This window comes from Microbacterium lacusdiani, from assembly GCF_054779895.1.
Genome location: NZ_BAAGXJ010000016.1, coordinates 46,110 through 66,631 on the forward strand (window position 1 = coordinate 46,110; position 20,522 = coordinate 66,631).

Below are 20,522 nucleotides of genomic sequence, written 5' to 3' on the forward strand. Positions count from 1 at the left end.
CCGTCGTCCTCTGCTGAATTCCTCCCCTGCATCGGCGTCCTCGCCCGGCCGCATCGGACCGCATTCGAATCCCAGGAGACCCTTTCGTGACCTCGACCGCCACCAGCCCGGCGACCACCTCGATCCGCCCGTCCGCGCACTTCACCGCGCGGCGGAGCTGGCTCAACGACCCGAACGGCCTGCTCTTCCACGACGGCGTGTATCACCTGTTCTTCCAGACGAACCCGTCGGGCAGCACGTGGGGGAACATCTCGTGGGGCCATGCGACGTCCACCGACCTGGTGACGTGGACAGAGCGCGACATCGCGATCCCTCACACCGAGGACGAGATGGCGTTCTCGGGCAGCGCGGTGGTCGACGCTCACAACACCGCCGGCTTCGCCGGACCGGGCGAGACCGCGCTCGTGGCGATCTACACGGCCGCGGCGCACCCCGGATCGGGCCGCACGACGCAGGCGCAGTCGCTCGCCTTCAGCGTCGACGCGGGCGAGACGTGGACCCGCTACGCGGGGAACCCCGTCCTCGACATCGGATCCAGCGAGTTCCGGGATCCCAAGGTGTTCTGGTACGGCGGCGACGACGGGCACTGGGTCATGGCGGTCGTCGCGGCCACGGAGCACCGGGTGCTCTTCTACACGTCGCCCGACCTCATCTCGTGGACGAAGGCGTCGCAGTTCGGCCCCGCCCACGCCACGGGAGGCGTGTGGGAGTGCCCCGACCTCTTCCCTCTGACGGTCGCGGAGACCGGCGAGACCCGCTGGGTCCTCATCGTCAGCCTCAACCCCGGCGGCATCGCGGGGGGCTCGGGCACGCAGTACTTCCTGGGCGACTTCGACGGCACGACGTTCACCCCCGAGCGGATCGTCGAATCCGACGACCTCGCAGACTTCGACTGGGTGGACTACGGGCACGACTACTACGCGGCCGTGTCCTTCGCGAACGTGCCCGACGGACGCCGCCTGATGGTCGGATGGGCCAGCAACTGGCTGTACGCCGAAGAGACGCCGACGGGCCCGTGGCGTTCGGCGATGTCGCTGGTGCGCGAGATGTCGCTCGTGCGTCGGGCCGACGGAACGCTCGCGCTCGCGCAGGCTCCGGTGCTTCCGGCCGCACCGTCGATGCTCCGCGCGCACAGGTTCTCGGCCCCGCGGGGCGCGGGGCGCACCACCGCGTCGCTGTCGAACGCGTCGGGCGAGGAGTTCGTCGTCACGGTAGATGCCGACGCGCGCGTCATCGCGTGCGACCGCGGAGCGTCGGGCGACACCGGCTTCCACGCGGAGTTCCGCGCCGTGGCCCGCGCTCCGCTCCCCGCCGGCGTCGGCGACGTGGAGCTGCTCATCGTCGCGGACGGCACCGTGGTCGAGGTGTTCGCCGCCGGCGGCACGGTCTGCCTGACCGAGCAGGTGTTCCCCTCGGCGCCCTACGACCGCTTCGAGGTCCGGCACACCGCCGAGTGACGCGCCGGACATCCGCACCGTGGCCCTGCGCCGCGATGCGTCTCCTCCGCGTCTCCCGCACGTCGCCGCCTGCTCTCCGCGCGTTCACCCGCCGCCACCACAGTGAGCGAGGGCCCGCCCCTCCCCCGCGCTTCGCGCCGCCCGGCGTGCCCGTCCCCCGATGTGCAAGAGGAAGGACGACGCCCCGATGCGGTCGATCACCCGTGGCCCCGCCCGAGGTCTCCGAGGTCCCGATCTCCACCGGATGCGCGGCGTCGCCGCCGCCGCGGTCGCGGCGACGGCGGTCATCCTGCCGCTCGCGATCGCTCCCGCGGCGCACGCCGCGCCGGCCGCGCCGGCCGCCAAGCCGACCCCGCCGCCGGCCGCCGCCGCTCCGACGCTGACGCCCGAGGACGCCGCCTGGCTCGAGGGCGTGGTCACGGTCGCGTCGGACGCCACGACGGCCGGCGACCCGGTCACCGGCCTCACGATCGACGGCGCGCCCGTCGACGCCACCACCACGTACGGCGTCTCGCACCTGAGCTTCGACATCGGCAGCAACTCCGCGGCCGTGTCGTACGGCAACTGGATCGTCGTCAACGGACACCGGATCGACCAGGACCGCACGTGGGTCTCGGAGCGCGTCGACATCCCGGTGCCGAACGAGTGGCTCGTCACGGGCGAGAACATCGTCGAGATCCACGCCGGCACGGCCGACACGGCCTGCGGCGTGAACTACGACGACTTCCAGATCACCGACGTGGGGCTCGAGCTGCTCGGCGAGGTCGCCGACGGCGAGGACAACCCGTTCACGTTCGCCTTCGGCGACGGCGACTGCGGAACGCAGCCGAACGACATCACGGAGGCGACGCTGTCCTTCTTCGTGCAGGGCGACCCGCGCGCGTCCACCGGCCTGTCGGCCGAGGTCGACACGCGCTCGCTCGCGAACGGCGCGCACGAGATCGCCGCGACCACGCAGGCCGGCGGCGCCGTGACCCACGCCGTGACGGTCAACAACGCTCCGGCCGGCGCCCCGCGCATCGCGCCCGAGGACGGCACGCTCGCGCGCGGCGTCCAGACCGTCTCGGCGTCCCAGCCCGCCGTCTCGGAGGGCGGCGTCGCGTCGCTCACGGTCGACGGCGCCGAGGCGCCGGCCGCCGAGACGCTCGGCACGGGTGCGTCCACCTTCAGCTTCGACGTGGGATCGAACTCGATCGAGCACCGATACCAGAACCACCTGCTCGTGAACGGGCACAAGGTCGACATCCTGGGCGACTGGGTGAGCCAGCGCGTGGAGGTCCCGGTGCCGAACCGGTACCTCGTCCCCGGCGCCAACACGATCGAGGTCGTCGCGGGCGATGTCAGCTCGAGCTGCGGCGCGAACCTCGACGACTTCGCGATCTCGAACCTCGAGCTCGAGGTGACCACGGGCACCGCGGCCGGCGAGGGCGTCGCCGCCGCGTACTCGATGGGCGACGGCTCGTGCGGCACCTCCACGACCGCGCTGCCGAGCGTCGAGACGGCCTGGTCGATCGACGCCCCGGGCGTCTCGACGCTGCCGACGCTCGGATCGGGCGAGGCCACGATCAGCTTCGACGTGGGCACCAACTCGATCGACCCGCAGTTCCTGAACCGCATCTTCGTCAACGGCAACCGCTACACGATCGGCGACCTGTTCGTCAGCGAGCGCGCCCACATCGTGGTGCCCAACGAGTGGCTGCTGCCCGGCTGGAACACGATCGAGGTCGTCACGGGCACGACCGAGACCGGATGCAACCGCGACGACTTCACGATCTCGAACGTCGCGCTCGAGCCGGCGGCCGGCACGGCGACGCCGCAGCGGCCCAAGACGTCGTACGCGATGGGCGACGGCACGTGCGGCTCGAACATCAACCTGTTCCGCGAGGTCGACCTGCACTTCGTGGTCGAGGGCGCGGGCGCCCAGGGCCTGCGCGCGGACCTCGACACGACCCGGATCCCGGACGGCGAGCACACGATCGCGGCCGCCTCCACGACCGGAGAGACCGCGACCCGCACGCTGCTCACCGACAACACCGCACCGGAGGTCGCCGCCAGCACCCCGGCCGCGGGCGCCACGATCTCGGCCGCGGTCGCGCTCGACGTGCAGCTCGACGACGCCACGGGTCTGATGGGCACGCCCGAGCTCACGCTCGACGGCGAGCCGATCTCGCTCGGCGACCCGATCGGCCCGGGCCTCAGCGCCGGCGACCACACGATCGCGGTGACCGCGACCGACGCGCTCGGCAACTCGGCCACGCGCGAGATCGTGTTCGCCTCGGCGGGCATCCCGGACGTGCCCGCGGGTCTGGCGCCGGCGAGCGGCACCCGCGACGTCGGCGACGCCGTCACGCTCGAGGCCACGGTCGCCGAGCCCGACGGGGGCGATGTCACGGCCGCGTTCACGCAGGCCGAGATCCTCACCCCGAACCAGGCGTGGCAGGGCAGCGCGACCGACGTGCCGACCACGCTCCGCGTGCCGGGCGAGCAGGCCGCGGGCGACACCACCGCTCTCGCGCCGGGAGACGGGCGGACGCTCGACTCGCCCGCCAGCCGCGACGTGGCGTTCCAGCGCTTCGACGTGCAGGTCAAGGGACGCGTCGCCGAGCCGGTGCTGCGCTGGGAGGGCGAGATCGACCCGACGCGCGTCGTGTCGCTGCGCGCCTGGAACCTGCAGACCAGGGCCTGGGACGTGCTCGCGAGCGCCCGCGGCGCCGTCGAGGGCGCCACGGAGCTGTCGGCCATCGTCGACGAGCGCTACATCGACGGCCAGCAGGTGCACGCCATGATCACGGGCGAGGACCCCTTCGCCGACGAGATCGACCCGGGCGCCGAGGGCTTCGCCGACCCGGCGACGTACGACTTCTCGATCGCGCACTTCACCGACACGCAGTACCTGTCGGAGGGCGCCGTGGAGCAGGAGACCGAGGCCGAGCGCGCCCTGTGGGCCAAGGCCTACGGCGACACCACGCGCTGGATCGCCGACAACGCGGCCGAGCGCAGGATCGAGTACGTCGCGCACACGGGCGACATCATCGAGAACAACATCCGCACGCCGCAGGACGCGGCGATGATGCAGCAGGTCATGGGCGAGTTCGAGGTCTCGAGCGAGCAGCAGGCCATCCTGGATGAGGCGGGCGTGACCAACCAGGTCATCGCGGGCAACCACGACAACCGCTCGGGCACCGAGAACGGCGCGGACACGCTGTTCAACCGGTTCTACGGCCCCGACCGCTACCAGGCGGCCGACGACCAGTGGATCGACGCCGAGTACGGCGGCCCGTGGCGCGAGGGCGACAAACAGAACAACTACACGCTGTTCTCCGCGGGCGGCATCGACTTCGTGGCGGTCGGCCTCTCGTACGGCGTGACGAAGGAGGAGGCCTCGTGGGCCGACTCCATCTACAAGCGCTATCCGGACCGCAACGGCATCCTGCTCTCGCACGACTACCTCGCCGCGAGCTCGCAGCGCGACGGGCGCGACTCCTGGTTCGCCGCCCCGGACGGATCGATGCTGTTCAAGACGATCGTCGAGGACAACCCCAACGTGTTCCTCATCCTCGCCGGGCACATCCACGGCGTGGGCACGAACGTCAAGCCCGAGGTGGGCCAGGTGAGCCACGGGGTCGTCGAGCTGCTCGCCGACTACCAGGCCTACACGGTCACGGCCGAGGAGCTGGGGCTCACCGAGATCGGGGGCTACGCGCCGACCGACCGCCTGCGGTTCGGCGCGAGCTACCTGCGCCTGCTGCAGTTCGACGTGGACCGCGGCGAGATGATGATCGACACCTACTCGCCGTTCCTCGACGACTTCGGGGCGGGCGAGTACGACCCCGCGCTGCGCTACGGGCCCGAGGCCGACAACATGGTGCTGCCGGTCGACATCACGACCCGCACGACCAGCTTCCGCACCGACGCGATCGCGCTCTACAACCCGATCGCGGTGATCGGCGAGGACGTCGCGGCCTCGGGCGGCACGGCCTCGGTCGAGTGGACGCGCCTGCAGCCGGAGAAGACGTACGCGTGGTTCGTCGTGGCGACGTCCGCGGCCGGCGGACGCTCCGCCTCGCTCCCGAACGTCTTCACCACGGCGCCGGAGGCGGAGGCCACGCCGACGCCCACCCCGACGCCGGAGCAGAGCCCCGAGCCGACGCCGACGCCGGAGCCGACGCCCACGCCGGAGAGCACGACGCCGGCGCCGAGCCCGACGCCGACCCTCACCCCGACGCCGACCCTCACCCCGACGCCGACGCCCTCGGTGACGCCCGCGCAGGAGTGATCCGCGCCTGATCCGCGGTGAGACCGCATCCGGCCCGCGAGACCGCGTACATCGTGCACGGTCTCGCGGGCCGATCGCGGTCTCGCGGGCCGATCGCGGTCTCGCGGGCCGCGGACCTCAGGTCGCGTCGGCGTCGCTCCGCCAGGAGAGCGCCGCGAGGCCGGCCCAGACGACCTTGAGCCGCTGCACCATGTCCATGGAGCGGTCGAGCAGCCACTGCTGCTGCAGGCCGTCCGCGGTCGCGATCATGATGTCCGCGGCGGCGGCGGGATCGATCGAGGGCCCGAACTCGCCTTCGGCCTGCGCGCGCCGGATCATGTGCGCGAACAGCCCGCGCACCCACGCGTAGCGCTCGACGAAGAAGTCGTGCGCAGCGTGCTCGCCGATGCTCGCCTCGGCCGAGAACTCGACGTAGAGCTGGACGATGCCGGGCTCCTGGGTGTTGTGCGCGATCACGTCGAGGAAGTCCTGGAACCTCGGCTCGTCGCCCCCGAACGCGGCACCGTCGCGCTCGTCGCGCGCCCGCAGCACCGCGATGTAGAGCTCCTCGCGGGAGCCGAAGTAGTGCATGAGGCCGGCCTGCGTCAGGCCCACGCGGCGCGCGATCTCGCTGTTCGACGCGCCGCGGAAGCCCTTCTCGGCGACCACCTCGAGCGCGACCTCCAGGATCTCCCGGCGCTTGGCGATGCCCTTGGCGTAGGCCCCCCGGCTCATGGATGCACTCCCTCGCGACGTCCGCGCCGCGCGTACGGCGACCCGTGGGATTCTACGGGCCGCCGCACGGAGCGCGGCGGGCGCTACCGGACCTTCTTGATCGGGAAGATCACGAGCGCGCCGATCAGCGCGAGCACGCCGCAGACCGAGAACCACAGCGCGTAGTTGCTGCCGTTCGCGCTGCCGATATAGACCATGAAGCCGCCGATCATGGGCGCGAAGGTCTGGGGCAGCGCGTTGGCGATGTTGAACACGCCGAGGTCCTTGCCGGAGTCGTCCGGATTGGGCAGCACGTCGACGACCAGCGCCAGGTCGACACCCACGTAGATGCCGAACGCGATGCCCATCAGGGCCTCGAGGATGTAGAACGTGGCGACGTCCTGAACGAAGATCAGCGCGACGGTGCCGACCGCGAACAGCGCGGTCGAGCTCCACACGAAGACCTTGCGGCGCCCGATCCGGTCGGAGATCCGGCCGGCCAGGATGCTCGCGGGCACGAGGGCGATCGTGTAGATCAGGACGCTGGTCGAGATCACGGCCGGGATCTCGGCCTCGGGAACGCCCACGTGGTTCAGCAGGTAGAAGAACCGGAACGCCGTGAAGCCGAAGGCGGCGAACGTGATCAGGAACCGCGACCACCACGCCAGCGCGTAGTCCGGATGCTTCAGGGGGCTCACCCAGAAGGTCTCCCACCAGTCGCGGAAGGTCGCGCGCGGGGGCTTCACGGGCAGGGCGCGGTCGGGCAGCACGACCGCGAAGACGACCATGACCGCGATCGCCAGGAGGCTCGGGCCGACGAACATGATGAGCAGGTCGTCGACGAACCACTGCGCCACGTAGGTGCCGCCGAGGATGCCGACGTTCTGGGCGATGCCGAGCGCTGCGGTGACGCTGCCGCGCTGGAACTTCGGCACCTGGTCGGCGACCGTGGCGATGAACGGCGCGAGCGCCATGTTGGCGCCCAGCTGCGCGAGCGCCCATCCGACGGTCGCGGTGGTGAGATCGGGTGCGACCGCCATGATCAGGAACGCACCGGTCATGATCACGGTGCCGAGCACGATCCAGATGCGACGGCGGCCCCAGCGGCTCGTGGTGCGGTCCGATACGCGGCCGAACACCACGTTCGCGATGGTCGCGAAGAGCGCGCCGACGCCGCCCAGCACCGCGGCGGCCGCGGTGGCGCCGTCCGCCGTGATGGCGCCCGCGTGGACCAGCGACTGGATCTTGATGCCGATGCCGACGATCGCGGGACCGAGCAGCGCGATGAAGAAGACGAGCTGCGCGGCGATCAGCCAGAAGACGTATCCGCCCTTGGCGGGCTCGGTCGGCTCCTTGAGCCAGTGATGCTCGCGGGCGACCGCCGTCGCCGTGGTCATCTGCGACGGGATGCCCGCCGCCGAACCGCTGACAGAACTCATGTGCGCCTCCTTTGGCCGCCGGCGGAGGGCTCACGCATCGGCGCGTGTCGGGGAATCTCCGCTCGTGCTGCACGAAAACCTAGACGATTAAGGTTTTCGTGCGCAAGTATGGATTTCACACCGAGACTCGATGACGAGAGGCAGAGCCCGATGACGGATCAGACCACGCCCGCCCGCAGCGCGGACCTCACGCTGGAGGAGAAGGCGTCGCTCACCAGCGGCGCGGACTTCTGGACCACCAAGGCCGTCGAACGCGCGGGCATCCCGTCGATCATGCTGACGGACGGCCCGCACGGGCTCCGCAAGCAGGCGGGATCCGGCGACCACCTGGGGCTCGCCGACAGCGTGCCCGCCACGTGCTTCCCGCCTGCCGTCGGCCTGAGCGCGACGTTCGACCCCGACCTCGCCGAGCGGGTCGGCGTCGCGCTCGGCGTGGAGTCCGCGATCGAGGACGTCGCGGTCATCCTGGGCCCCGGCATCAACATCAAGCGCTCGCCGCTGTGCGGCCGCAACTTCGAGTACATGTCGGAGGACCCGGTCGTCTCCGGCGCGATGGGCGCGGCGCTCGTGCGGGGCATCCAGTCTCAGGGCGTCGGGGCGTCGGTCAAGCACTTCGCCGCGAACAACCAGGAGACCGACCGACTGCGGGTCTCGAGCGACGTCGACCCGCGCACGCTGCGCGAGATCTACCTGCGGGGCTTCCAGCGCGTGATCCAGGACGCCCAGCCATGGACGGTGATGTGCTCGTACAACCGGATCAACGGCGACTACGCGTCGGAGGCCGGCTGGCTGCTCACGGGCATCCTGCGCGACGAGTGGGGCTTCGAGGGCATCGTGGTGTCGGACTGGGGCGCGGTGAACGACCGCGTCGCGGGGATCGCCGCGGGCCTGGACCTCGAGATGCCGTCGAGCGGCGGCCGCACCGACGCGCAGATCGTCGCCGCCGTGCGCGACGGCAGTCTCGACGAGGCGGCGCTCGACGTCGTGGCCGACCGGCTGATCGAGCTGGCGCGGAAGGCGCAGGCCCGCCCCGCGGCGGCCGGCCCGCTCGACGCCGAGGCGCACCACGCGCTCGCGCGAGAGGTCGCCGGGCGCGCGATCGTGCTGCTGAAGAACGAGGGCGGCATCCTGCCGCTGCGACGCGAGGCGTCGATCGCGGTGATCGGCGAGTTCGCCCGCACGCCCCGCTACCAGGGCGCGGGGTCGTCGCAGATCAACCCGACGCGGCTCGACATCCCGCTCGACGAGCTGCGCGCGCTCGCGCAGGGCGAGGTGCGCTTCGCGGCGGGATACGCGATCGGCACCCCGGGAGAGGCGGCGTCCGACGCGGCGGCGCTGCGCGACGAGGCCGTCGCCGCCGCGGCGGCCGCGGAGGTCGCCGTCGTGTTCCTCGGGGTGCCGCCGCACGAGGAGTCCGAGGGCTTCGACCGCACCCACATCGACCTGCCCGCCGTGCAGCTCGAGCTGCTCGACGCCGTGCGGGCGGCCAACCCGAACGTGGTCGTGGTGCTGTCCAACGGCGGCGTCGTGGCGCTGCCGTTCGCGGGCGAGGTGCCCGCGATCGTCGAGGGCTGGCTGCTCGGCCAGGCCGGCGGCGGCGCGATCGCCGACGTGCTGTACGGCGTGGTGAACCCCTCGGGCCGCCTGGCCGAGACGATCCCGCTGCGCCTGGAGGACGTGCCGTCGTTCGGCAACTTCCCCGGCGAGCACGGCCACGTGCGCTACGGCGAGGGCCTGCTCGTGGGCTACCGCGGCTATGACGCGCGCGGCACCGACGTCGCGTTCCCGTTCGGGCATGGTCTGTCGTACACGACGTTCGCGTACGGGCAGCCGACCGCGACCGTGCGCGCGGACGGCGACATCGAGGTCAGCGTTCCCGTCACGAACACGGGCGGCGTCGCGGGTCGCGAGGTCGTGCAGGTCTACACGTCGCTTCCGGGTTCGTCCGTGCAGCGACCGCCGCGCGAGCTGAAGGGCTTCGCGTCGGTGCCCGTCGAGCCCGGTGAGACCGTGACGGCGTCGATCGTGCTGCGCCGCGCCGAGCTCGCCTACTGGGACATCCGCGTCGATCGCTGGATCGTCGAGGGCGGCGAGTACGTGATCGAGGCCGGCGCCTCGAGCCGCGACCTGCGCGCCTCGACCGTCGTCGTGGTCGGCGGCGACGAGGTCGCGCAGCCCGTGACGCTCGACACGACGTTCGACGAGCTGCTGGAGCACCCGGCCGTCGGCGACGACCTGCGCGCCGCGATCGAGGAGCGTTTCGGATCCGGCGACAACGAGCTGCTGAGGATGCTCGGCAACTTCCCGCTCGGCCGGATCGACGGCTTCCCGCTGCCGCGCACGCAGATCCTCGAGTTCATCGAGCGCGCCCAGCGCGGCTGAGCCCGTTGCCCCGAGCTGCCGCTTCCAAGCGGCAGTTCGGGGCACGGCGGCGGGGATAGGCATCGACACCAGCTCGTCGGCCATTGCCTGCGTGCCGACGCACGGGTCCTCCGGGACGTCGGACAGGTGGGTGAGTCTGTCGACCAAGCGAAAGAAACCGGGCGCGCGGGCGTTCGCCAGGCTTCACGCCGGCGCCGGGCATCGCTCGAGTGCAGCCCACCTATGTGTGAGGGTCACCGCGCGGCGGCGGAGCGCTCACGCGGCGTAGACGTCGTCGGCGCCTGGATCACCGGGATCGGGAATCGAGACGCGCGGAGAGGATCCAGGAGCTCGTCGGTGATGCCGGCCGTGAAGTCGACAATGTCCAGGACCTTGAAGAGCGCCTCCCGGCCGAATTTGGAACTGTCCGCGACGAAGAAGGCCTCCTTGGCGATGGCCCGCATTGCCCGCTTCTGCTCGATCTCGTAGCTGCTCGTGCTGTAGATGCCGTCCTCCGAGACCGTGTCCGCCCCGAACACCGCGACGTCGACCCGCAGGGTCGACAGCTGCTGGACGGTCGTGGGCCCCCACATGCGGAACCCGTTGGGGAGCAGTTCTCCACCAAGGAAGGCGAGGTGGAAAGACGGCCTCTGCGCGATCTCGATCGCGACGCGAAGATCATTTGTGACGACCGTGAGGCGCTGTTGCGCGAGATTCCGGGCGACCTCGAGCATCGTGGTGCCCCCGTCGAGGAGGATCGTCTGACCCTCCAGGATGCGTTCGGCCATCGCCTTGCCGATCGCGGACTTCTCGGCGACCTTGAGTTCCTCTCGAAACGACCGGGGCGTCTCGGACTGCGAGACAGGCATCGCCCCACCGTGGGTGCGACGGACGAGTTCGAGATGCTCGAGCCGTTCGAGATCGCGCCGGATCGTCGACGCGGTCACCTGGAACCTGCTAGCCAGCTCGCCGACGGTCTGGAATCCGCTATCGCGCAAGACCTCGACCATCTCTGCGTGACGTGACATTTGTGCGCCTACTCCTCACGGTTGTGCATCGACCATAGACCACATCATGGCGCGGCGCACGGATCTTGCGCGTTATCGCGCGGCGGAATGCGCGGGTCGCGACATCCATCCGAAGCCCTGACCTCCTTTCGGACGTCGATCCCGCCATCGGTGCGATTTGATGCGCCTCCGTGGCGATGTTGCGCTGCGATGCGCGTTATCACGCACACATTTGCGCGGTAACGCTTGACGGCTCGCGCGTGCCGGGGCTAGCGTTCCCTCGATCGCTCGACACGCTGGGCCGCTCCCGGACGTGCCGTGCCCCGAACCGCTCGTTCACGAAGGAGTAACGAATGTCTCGCAATCGCTTCCTGCTCGGGGCCGCGCTCGCCGCCGCCTCCACGATCACCCTTGCCGGGTGCACGACCGTCGGCTCCACAGGTGGCGGGGATGGAGAGGCGGCCGCGCCCGAGGACATGACGATGGTCACGGTCGTCAAGGCGCAGACCATCCCCTGGTTCCAGCGCATGGCCGTCGGTGTCGACGAGTGGGCGGCTGAGACCGGCGTCGACGCGCGCCAGGAGGGCGCCGACGATGTCAGCCCGGAAAAGCAGGTCCAGATCGTGCAGGACCTCATCGCCCAGCAGCCGACCGCGATCACGGTCGTCCCGAACTCGCCGGAGGCCCTCGCGAACGTGCTCGGCCAGGCGCGCGACCAGGGCATCATCGTGGTCTCGCATGAGGCGACCGGCATGGAGAACGTCGACATCGACATCGAGGCCTTCGACAACGCGTCGTACGGCTCGGAGATCATGGACAACCTCGCCGAATGCATGGGCGGCGAAGGCGAGTACGTGCAGTTCGTCGGGGGCTTGACCGCGAAGACCCACATGGAGTGGGTCGAAGCCGCATACGAGAACCAGCAGGCGAATTTCCCCGACATGACGCGCGTCGAGACGCCCATCGAGTCGACCGACAACCAGGAGACCGCCTACGAGCGGGCCAAGGAGGTTCTCGCCAAGTACCCGGAGATCAAGGGGTTCCAGGGATCGGCGGGCAACGATGTGCCTGGCATCGCCCGAGCGGTCCAGGAGGCGGGCCTCGAGGACGAGGTCTGCGTCATGGGCACGTCGATCCCGTCCGTCGCCAACCAGTACCTGGCCGACGGGTCGATCGACAAGATCTTCTTCTGGGACCCGGCGCTCGCCGGCAAGGCCCAGCTCGCGATCGCCCAGATCCTGGCCGAGGGCGGCACGATCGAGGCCGGCACCGACCTCGGCATCGAGGGATACACCGACCTGCAGCCGCTCGACGGCTACGACAACGTGTTCGTGGGTGATGCGTCGGTCGCCGCGGACGCCGAAACCGCCAAGGAATACGACTTCTGATCCGCCCCGGTCCGGGGCCCTCGGGCCCCGGACCGACCGGAAGGCTGGGAAATGACGACCAACGAAACCGTGCCGCGCCCTGTGCTGTCCGTCACCGGGATCTCCAAGCGCTTCGGCGGCGTGCAGGCGCTCGACGACGTGTCGCTCGACCTGCTCCCCGGCGAGGTGCACTGCATCGCGGGCGAGAACGGCTGCGGCAAGTCCACGCTCATCAAGATCATCTCCGGCGCCGAGTCGCCCGACGCCGGGCAGATCGTGATCGACGGCACGGCTCACCCACGCATGGACACCACCTCGGCGATCACGAGCGGCATCCAGGTGATCTACCAGGACTTCTCGCTGTTCCCCAACCTCTCAGTCGCGGAGAACATCGTGCTGACGGCCGAGGTCGCCGGCCGGCAGCGGCTCTACCGGCCCAAGTCGGTGCGGCCGCGGGCGGAGCGGATCGTGCGCGAGCTGGGGCTCACGCTCGACCTCGACGCCGAGGTCGGCGGGCTTTCGGTCGCGGACCGTCAGCTCACCGCGATCTGCCGCGCCCTCGTGAACGAGGCGCGCGTCATCATCATGGACGAGCCGACCACGGCGCTGACGCACACAGAGGTGGCGCGGCTGTTCGACCTCGTCGAGCACCTGCGCGGCCGCGGGGTCGCGCTCGTGTTCGTCTCGCACAAGCTCGAGGAGGTGCTCGCGATCTCACAGCGCCTGACGATCATGCGGTCCGGGCGCGTCGTGACGTCCGGCGCCACGGGCGACTTCACGCGCCACTCCATCGCGGAGCACATGACCGGCCGGGAGCTCGACGAGTCGCGCGTCGTCAGCGAACTGCCCGAGGACAGCCCGGTCCGCCTGGCCGTCGACGGCCTGACGCTCTCCGGCGCGTTCCACGACGTCACGTTCTCCGTGCGCGCGGGCGAGATCCTCGGCATCACGGGGCTGCTGGGATCCGGCAGGACCGAGATCGCCGAGGCGGTGTTCGGGGCTCTTCCGGCCGAGTCCGGGCGCATCCACGTCGACGGTCGCGCAGTCACGATCCGGACGATCGACGACGCGGTCGACGCGGGGATCGGATACGTCCCCGAAGACCGCCTCACGCAGGGCCTGTTCCTGGAGAAGTCGATTGCGGACAACATCATCGCGAGTTCGCTGGGTTCGTTCCGCACCCGCTGGCTCACGCTGGATCGCCGGCGGATCGCCGAGACCATCCGTCGGCTTTTCGACGGGCTCAGCATCAAGGCGCCGAACGCCGCCGCACCGGTCCGTTCGCTGTCGGGCGGCAACGCGCAGCGCGTCGTGCTCGCGAAATGGCTCGCGACGGATCCGAAGGTTCTGATCCTGAACGGCCCGACGGTCGGCGTGGACGTCGGGTCCAAGGCCCTCATGCTGCAGATCATCCGGGAACAAGCCGCCGCTGGGATGGCGGTCGTCGTGATCTCGGACGACGCACCCGAGCTGGTCTCGTGCTGCCACCGCGTGCTGGTGGTCGCGCGGGGTCGGATCGCCGATGAGCTGCGCGGCGACGACATCGAGGTCGCCACGATCCAGGAGAGGATGGCCGCCTGATGGACGCCCTGCGCAGACTCCGCGGTGCGAACAACGAGGGCGTCCTCGGCCTCGTGCTGATCGCGCTGGTCGTCGCGATGTCGATCGCCAGCCCGGCCTTCCTGTCCGCGAGCACGGCGTTCTCCATCCTGAGAAGCTCGACCGTGCCGATGATCTTCGCGCTCGCCGTGCTGCTGGTCATCATCTCCGGAGGGATCGACGTCTCGTTCGCCGCGGTCGCCATCTTCTCCGCCTACACGGCCGTGAGCCTCGGGCTCCGGCTCGGCTTCGACGCCGGTCTCGGCGGCACGCTAGCTATCGCGATCCTCATCGGAGCGCTGCTCGGCCTCCTGAACGGCTTCGTGATCGCACGATTCCGCCTCCCCACGCTGATCGTGACGCTCGGGTCACAGGGCATCTTCGTCGGCGCCATGTACACGTTCGTGGGATCGCGGTACTACGCCGAGCTGCCGCCGTCGCTGGCCCAGCTGTCGCGCGTCAACGTGATCGACTTCGCCACCGAACGCGGCCGCGCCTACCTCCATGTCATGGTGCTGCTGGCCATCGCGCTGACGGTGCTGGTGGCATGGATGCTGCGTCGCACGATGTTCGGCCGCTCGCTGTACGCGATCGGCGGCGACGTGGAGGCCGCGCGTCGCGCGGGCTTCCGAGTCGTGCGGACCCAGATCTCGCTCTACGTGCTCGTCGGCATCCTGGCCGCGCTCGCGGGCGTCGCCCACATGATCATGAGCCGGAGCGCGAACCCTCAAGACCTCGTCGGCGAGGAACTCGACATCATCGCCGCTGTCGTGCTGGGCGGGGCGTCCGTCTTCGGCGGGCGCGGAACGGTGATCGGCACGGTGCTGGGCGTCCTGCTGGTGCAGGTGATCAACAACAGCCTCCTGCTCGCGGGCGTTCCGAGCGCGTGGCTGCGCACGGCGGTCGGCGTCCTCCTCGTGCTCGGCGTGGGCATCCAGGCCGTCATGGCGCGGCGACGGGCCCGCCGCGTGCACACGATCGACGAATCCCCGAGCGTGCCCCACAAGGAGGTCGCGGCATGAACAGGCCATTCCGATCGGAGACGGTCGCGATCCAGCAGGTGAACGAGCGCGTCGACGGCTGGGTGCAGTCCGCCCTCGCCCGGGCAGCCGCCAACCGCGGCGTCACCCGCATGGTCGTGGCGATGGTCCTCGCATTCGCGCTGTTCGCGATCGCGGCCCCGCGCGTCTTCCTCGGGCCGATCAACCTGCAGAACATCATGGTCGCGGCCCCGGAGATCGGCGTGATCGCGATCGCCATGACGCTGGCCATGTTGACGGGCGGCATCGACCTGTCCCTCGTGTCGATCGCGAACCTGTCGGCGATCACGATCTCGACCGTGTTCACCGCGGTCGCCGCGGGTGAGGTCGGGCTCGCCGAGAGTCTGGGCATCCCGCTCGCGCTGCTCGGCGTCGCGGTTGGGGCGCTGTGCGGCCTGCTGAACGCGTTCCTGATCTCGGTGATCGGCATCACGCCGATCCTGGCGACGCTCGGGACGATGCAGATCCTCAACGGCGTGGCCGTGGTCTGGACCGACGGCTCGACGCTGTACGGGGCGCCCGCGCTGCTCACGACGTTCGGCCGCACGGCGGTCGGGCCGGTCCCGGCGCTGTTCCTCGTGTTCCTTGCGATCGCGGTCCTCACCGCGATCCTGATCAACCGGACGCCGCTGGGGCGGCGGATCCAGTTCACCGGTGCGAACCCGGTGGCCTCCCGCTATTCGGGCATCCGCGGCCGACGGGTGCTGACCAGCACGTACGTCATCACTGGTGCCCTGGCGGGCGCCGCGGGGGTGCTCTTCCTCTCCCGCAACCCCACGGCATCCGCGGACTACGGCGCGTCGTACGTGCTGCTGGTGATCGTGATCGCGGTGCTCGGCGGCACGAATCCTAACGGCGGATTCGCGTCGATCGCGGGCGTCGTGCTCGCGACCCTGACCCTTCAGATCGTGGCCAGCGGCTTCACCGCGCTGCGACTCTCGCCGTACGAGTACGCGATCGCACAGGGCGTGATCCTCATCGCGGTCATGATCCTGGACGCGATCAACTGGCGCCGGCGATCGTGGCGGTGGCGGCGCCGGACCGCGGTCGCCTGACCCTCTCCCCCACAGACCTGACTCAGAGAAACGGAGAAGCAGTGAAGAAGATCATCAACGAGCCGGGACGGTTCGTGGACGAGTTCGTCGAGGGGATCCTGCTCGCGCACCCCGACCGGGTGAAGACGCCCGGCGAGGACCTGCGCGTGCTGGTGCGCGCGGACGCACCTGTGGCGGGGAAGGTCGGGATCGTCACCGGCGGCGGCTCGGGGCACCTGCCGCTATTCAAAGGCTACGTCGGGCGCGGCCTCTGCGACGGTGTGGCGATCGGGAACGTGTTCTCATCGCCGTCCTCGGCGCAGATCTTCGAGGCCACCAAGGCCGTCGACGGGGGCGCGGGGGTGCTCTACCTGTACGGCAACTATGGCGGCGACGTGTTCAACTTCGACCTGGCCACGGATCTGGCGGAGCTCGACGGCATCCCGACCAGGACCGTGCTCGGCCGGGACGACGTCGCGAGCCAGCCGCGGGAGCGCGCCGAGGACCGCCGCGGTGTCGCGGGGATCTTCTTCGCGTACAAGGCGGCGGGCGCGGCCGCCGAGCGCGGCGATTCGCTCGAGCAGGTCGCGGCCGTCGCGGAGGACGTGATCGCGCACACCGCGACGATGGGTGTCGGCCTTTCGCCGACCATCCTGCCCACCACGGGCAAGCCGAGCTTCGAACTCGCGGACGACGAGATGGAGATCGGCATCGGCATCCATGGCGAGCCGGGCATCCACCGCGGCGCGCTGGAGTCCGCGGACCAGATCGCGGAGCACCTCACCGGCCGGCTCGTCGAGGACCTCGAGCTCACGGCGGGCGACCGGGTCGCCGTCCTGGTGAACGGCCTCGGTGCTACGCCACTGGAGGAGCTCTACGTGCTCTACCGCCGCGTCTTCCAGATCCTCGACGAGAGGGGCATCGCGATCGCGAAGCAGTACATCGGCGAATACGCGACCAGCCTAGAGATGGCCGGGGCATCGATCTCGCTGCTCAAGCTCGACGACAGCCGTCTCGCCCTGCTCGACGCGGCGGCCGACTCGCCCTTCTTCTCGCAGGCATAGGAGCGCACATGAATGCGATCGACATCAAGGACGCGATCCGGCGGACCATGGTCGAGTTCCCGACGTATGCGGACGAACTCGGTGATCTGGATCAGGCGCTCGGCGACGGCGACCTCGGCATCACCGTGTCCCTGGGCGCGGCTGCGGTCATCGAGTCGCTCGACCAGCTCACGGAAAGCGCGACCCCCACCGACGTGGTGCTCGCTTGCGCCAAGGCCTTCGCGAACGCCAACCCGTCCACCATGGCGGCCCTCGTGGCGGGCGCTCTGCTCGCCGGGTCCCGCACGTGGGCCGATCTCGACGACATCGACGCCGAGCGCGTCGCGGTGTTCACACGCGCAGCCGCCGACTCGATCAGCTCGCGCGGAAAGTCGCAGGTCGGCGACAAGACCATCCTGGACGCCATGTACCCCGCGGCAGAGGCGCTGGAGGCGGCCCTCCCGGAGAGCGGGCTGGACGCAGCGATCGACGCGGCTGAACGCGGCGTGCTCGTGTCCAAGGACCTTCAATCGAGGCGCGGTCGCGCCTCGTGGATCCAGGAGCGCAGCATCGGCCTGCAGGACCCGGGCGCGACGGCGTTCTGGCGCTTCCTGCAGTCGTGGAAGGCGGCGAACGCGCTTTGACCCTGCCCGTGTCGGACGACGCGGGGCGCCGCCCCGCGTCGTCCGGCGCGTTCATCGATACACCCATGCCCGACGGTCGAAAGGACCACAGACGATGAAGTACCGCCAGCTCGGCAATTCCGGCCTCCGCGTCTCGGAGCTTGTCCTCGGCACGCTTAACGTCGGCCAGCACGAGCGATTCGCGGCGCTCGGCGGTCTCGATCAGTCGACGTTCGCTCGAATGATCGACGTCGCGCTCGACGCCGGCGTCAACATGATCGACACCGCAGACCTGTACTCGTTCGGGCAGGCCGAGGAGATCGTCGCGGGCGCCCTCCGTGGACGCCGAGATGATGTGCTCATCGCGACGAAGGCCCGCTTCCCCTTCGGAGATGGGCCGAACGACGCCGGCTCGTCGCGGTACCACCTCACCCGCGCCGTCGAGGCGTCGCTGCGACGGCTCGGCACCGACCATATCGACCTCCTGTATCTGCACCAGTGGGATGGCGAGACACCGCTCGAGGAGACGTTGCAGACGCTCGACCAGCTGATCCGCGACGGCAAGGTGCGGTACACGGGCGTCTCGAACTTCTCCGGGTGGCAGGTCGCCAAGACCGCTGCGGTCGCCCGCGAGCATCGACTCATCGCACCGGTCGCGCAGCAGATCTACTACACGCCCGAGGCACGCGAAGCCGAATACGAGATCATCCCGGCCGCGGTTGACAGCGGCCTCGGCACTCTGATCTGGAGCCCGCTCGGCCAGAGCCTGCTCACGGGCAAGGTCCGCCGCGGTCGGCCCGTGCCGCCGACCACCCGGCAAGGCACGGACTGGCCCGAGCCCTACGTGACAGACAGAGAGCGGGCCTTCGACATCATCGAGGTGCTGGTGCAGATCGCCGATGGCCGAGGAGTCTCCGTGGCGCAGGTCGTGCTCTCGTGGCTGCTCTCCCGTCCGGGAATCACCGGCGCTGTGTTCGGCGCGCGCAACGAGGAGCAGCTCACCGACGATCTGGCCGCGGTCGAGCTCGAACTCTCCGAGGACGAGACCCGGCGCATCGACGAAGCGACCCAGCCTCCGGTCCAGTACCCGTTCTGGCACCGCGCGATGCTCGCCACCGATCGCCCCGACATCGGCGAGGCACCGTACCTCGACGGATACGCCTCCACGGTGTCGCGACGCTGACCCATGGGCTCACTCCACTGCCCGCGGCGCCCCGGTCCGTCAGGATCGGGGCGCCGCGCCATCCGGCCCGCGAGACCGGCAACGTCGCGCGCGGTCTCGCGGGCAGGGAGGTCGGAGCGCGCCCAGCGCGGCTGAGCCGTTCACGGGATGTGCCAGAACTCCGTGCCCAGGCCGTACATGCACCAGATCCACCACCACTGGCCCGCGACGCACGCGGCGAGAACGCCGAGCCGCCACGCGAGGCTCCGCGGCTGGGCCACGGCTCCCCACAGGGGCGCGAGCGGGAACAGCAGACGGAACACGCTCGACTGCGGCAGGAAGACCGCGAGCAGGTACAGCAGGTAGCTCGCCGCCCACAGGCGCGCCTCCATCCCGAGCCGCCGCACGCGCGGGTCGAGGGCGAGGAGCAGCCCCACGCCCACGACGGCGACGACGAGCCCCGCGAGGCCCCATGCAGGGTCGAGACCCCACTGGCCGAACCAGTAGTCGATGGCGAGCAGCCAGCCCTCGAACGGCACGAACGGACCGGTGTCGCCCACCCACAGCCGGCGCCACGAGAGCTCCGTCTCGAGGTAGGCGTCCATCCGTCCGGTCACGACTCCCGCGATCAGCTGCCATCCGAACCCGAGACCGACCGCGAGCGCGGCCGCTCCCGCCAGCCGGATGAGCTCGCCGCGCGCGAGCGGTTCGCGCCGGCGGCAGAGCCAGCGCCACGCGCCGAACAGCCCGAGCAGCAGCGCGAACGCCAGCACGCCCGGCCGCGTGAACGCCATGACCGGGACGATCGCGAACAGCCACGCGTACTCGCGCCGCTGCAGACACCGGATGCCGAGCAGGATCAGCAGCAGGAAGGGCGCCTCGGCATACCCCACCTGGAACATCGCGGCGAGCGGCGCCGCCGCGAAGAACGCCACGGCCCACATCGCGGCCCGCTCCCCGATCCGTTCGACAAGCATCCGCCGCAGCACGAGACAGCAGAGGTACCCCGACACGAGCGCGATCACCAGGGCACCGGCGCCCCAGCCGCCGAGCACGGCGCCCAGGGCGCCCGCGGCCCACGCGAACAGCGGCATGAACGCCCACGCGTTCTGCGCGACCTCGCCGTCGTCCGTCAGCGGCAGGTCGACCGGATAGCCCTCGGCCGCGATGCGGCGGTAGTACTGCGCGTCCCACGCCTGGATGTAGGTGCCGAGGTCCGCACCGGGGCCGAAGCGCGAATCGGCCGGCGCCATCGCGCTCCCGAGCAGAGGAAGAACGCGGTCGTGATCACGCGCGCCGCGACGTAGATCGCCGCGATCCGGACGGCGGGCGCATCGCGCAGCCGCGCGGCGGCGCCGCACCGAGGGAGGCCGACCGCGACCTGCTTCACGCGCGCAGTATCGCACCGCGCCGTGAACCGC

14 protein-coding genes are annotated in these 20,522 nt (G+C 70.5%); 10 read left to right on the forward strand and 4 right to left on the reverse strand.

The window, feature by feature from the left end:
• Nucleotides 1–86 precede the first annotated feature (86 nt).
• Both ACYVGN_RS10080 and ACYVGN_RS10085 read left to right on the forward strand, forming a co-directional pair.
• Entirely contained in the window at nt 87–1,457 is a 1,371-nt protein-coding gene (locus tag ACYVGN_RS10080; protein ID WP_460790525.1) for a glycoside hydrolase family 32 protein, read from the forward strand.
• Between the two features lie 244 nt (nt 1,458–1,701).
• Complete coding sequence (locus tag ACYVGN_RS10085; protein WP_460790527.1) at nt 1,702–5,733, forward strand: metallophosphoesterase; 4,032 nt, start codon at nt 1,702–1,704, stop codon at nt 5,731–5,733.
• Nucleotides 5,734–5,850: 117 nt separating this feature from the next.
• Here ACYVGN_RS10085 and ACYVGN_RS10090 read toward each other — a convergent pair whose 3' ends face one another.
• Together ACYVGN_RS10090 and ACYVGN_RS10095 are read right to left on the reverse strand one after the other, a co-directional pair.
• A complete protein-coding gene (locus tag ACYVGN_RS10090; protein ID WP_460790529.1) occupies nt 5,851–6,447 on the reverse strand; it encodes a TetR/AcrR family transcriptional regulator in 597 nt (198 codons plus the stop codon).
• An 83-nt stretch (nt 6,448–6,530) separates the two neighbouring features.
• A complete protein-coding gene (locus ACYVGN_RS10095; RefSeq protein ID WP_460790531.1) occupies nt 6,531–7,865 on the reverse strand; it encodes an MFS transporter in 1,335 nt (444 codons plus the stop codon).
• A gap of 150 nt (nt 7,866–8,015) precedes the next feature.
• On the opposite strand from ACYVGN_RS10095, the gene ACYVGN_RS10100 reads away from it, so the two are divergent.
• Nucleotides 8,016–10,247 (forward strand): glycoside hydrolase family 3 C-terminal domain-containing protein, encoded by a 2,232-nt coding sequence (locus tag ACYVGN_RS10100; protein WP_460790532.1) that lies wholly within the window; start codon nt 8,016–8,018, stop codon nt 10,245–10,247.
• 233 nt (nt 10,248–10,480) lie between these two features.
• Here the strand turns inward: ACYVGN_RS10100 and ACYVGN_RS10105 are convergent, their stop codons facing one another.
• Nucleotides 10,481–11,254, reverse strand: coding sequence for a DeoR/GlpR family DNA-binding transcription regulator (locus ACYVGN_RS10105; protein WP_460790534.1), 774 nt, complete (start codon nt 11,252–11,254; stop codon nt 10,481–10,483).
• 332 nt (nt 11,255–11,586) lie between these two features.
• Here ACYVGN_RS10105 and ACYVGN_RS10110 point away from each other — a divergent pair, with 332 nt between their 5' ends.
• The 7 genes from ACYVGN_RS10110 (at nt 11,587) to ACYVGN_RS10140 (ending at nt 19,122) form a co-directional block, all read left to right on the forward strand.
• Complete coding sequence (locus ACYVGN_RS10110) at nt 11,587–12,621, forward strand: substrate-binding domain-containing protein (RefSeq protein WP_460790535.1); 1,035 nt, start codon at nt 11,587–11,589, stop codon at nt 12,619–12,621.
• Between the two features lie 51 nt (nt 12,622–12,672).
• On the forward strand, nt 12,673–14,181 hold the full coding sequence (locus tag ACYVGN_RS10115) for a sugar ABC transporter ATP-binding protein (protein WP_460790537.1): 1,509 nt from the start codon (nt 12,673–12,675) through the stop codon (nt 14,179–14,181).
• Nucleotides 14,181–15,221, forward strand: coding sequence for an ABC transporter permease (locus ACYVGN_RS10120; protein WP_460790538.1), 1,041 nt, complete (start codon nt 14,181–14,183; stop codon nt 15,219–15,221). The genes ACYVGN_RS10115 and ACYVGN_RS10120 overlap by 1 nt, the downstream gene beginning before the upstream one ends.
• Nucleotides 15,218–16,294, forward strand: coding sequence for an ABC transporter permease (locus ACYVGN_RS10125; RefSeq protein ID WP_460790540.1), 1,077 nt, complete (start codon nt 15,218–15,220; stop codon nt 16,292–16,294). The genes ACYVGN_RS10120 and ACYVGN_RS10125 overlap by 4 nt, the downstream gene beginning before the upstream one ends.
• A gap of 41 nt (nt 16,295–16,335) precedes the next feature.
• A complete protein-coding gene (locus ACYVGN_RS10130; protein WP_460790542.1) occupies nt 16,336–17,337 on the forward strand; it encodes a dihydroxyacetone kinase subunit DhaK in 1,002 nt (333 codons plus the stop codon).
• Between the two features lie 8 nt (nt 17,338–17,345).
• The gene (locus ACYVGN_RS10135; RefSeq protein WP_460790543.1) at nt 17,346–17,960 is read left to right on the forward strand and encodes a DAK2 domain-containing protein; all 615 of its coding nucleotides are present in this window, start codon (nt 17,346–17,348) and stop codon (nt 17,958–17,960) included.
• A gap of 94 nt (nt 17,961–18,054) precedes the next feature.
• Entirely contained in the window at nt 18,055–19,122 is a 1,068-nt protein-coding gene (locus tag ACYVGN_RS10140) for an aldo/keto reductase (protein ID WP_460790545.1), read from the forward strand.
• A 140-nt stretch (nt 19,123–19,262) separates the two neighbouring features.
• On the opposite strand, the gene ACYVGN_RS10145 is transcribed toward ACYVGN_RS10140, so the two are convergent.
• Nucleotides 19,263–20,354, reverse strand: a complete 1,092-nt coding sequence (locus tag ACYVGN_RS10145) for a hypothetical protein (RefSeq protein WP_460790547.1) — start codon at nt 20,352–20,354, stop codon at nt 19,263–19,265.
• Between the last annotated feature and the right edge of the window lie 168 nt (nt 20,355–20,522).